Below are 497 nucleotides of genomic sequence, written 5' to 3'. Positions count from 1 at the left end.
CGCTCAAGCGCCGCCTTCAAGGCCGACGCCGCGATGGCAAGCGCGATCTTCGGCTGTCCCGCCGCCGCCTCGACCTTGCCGGACAGCTGCGACACAGACTGCTCCAGCGCTTTCAGCCGGCCATCCTGCGCGGTAGCCGCCTCGCCGGCCGACTTCACCTGCGCGTCGAGGCCTGCCAGTTTTTCGGTGAGCGGACCAAGATCGACCGGCGCCGCGCTGCCCGCCTTGCCGAGGGCGGCGACCGCCGTCTCGATCTGCGCGACCTTGTCGCCCAGTGCGGTGACGCCGGCCGCGTCGCCTGCTCCACCTTTCTCGACAGCCGATTTCAGCGCCGCGACATCAGCCTTGACCTGCTCCAGGCCCGAGGACAGCCCGACCATCTTCGCCGCTGCATCGCCGTTGCCGCCGGCGTCCTTCAAGCCGGCGATTTCGGTCTTCAGCGAGGCGATGTCGCCATTGACGCCATCGAGCGAGACGCTGGCGCCGGAGCCCGGCGC

The 497-nt window shown here is 70.2% G+C and carries 1 pseudogene; it reads right to left on the bottom strand.

The window, feature by feature from the left end:
• Positions 1-497, bottom strand: a pseudogene (locus EOA22_RS36895) (phage tail protein); the annotation flags it as partial.

Origin of the sequence: Mesorhizobium sp. M7A.F.Ca.US.014.04.1.1, assembly GCF_003998745.1 — a bacterium.
Taxonomy (GTDB): Bacteria; Pseudomonadota; Alphaproteobacteria; order Rhizobiales; family Rhizobiaceae; genus Mesorhizobium; species Mesorhizobium ciceri.
This window is presented reverse-complemented; position numbering and strand designations above follow the sequence as displayed.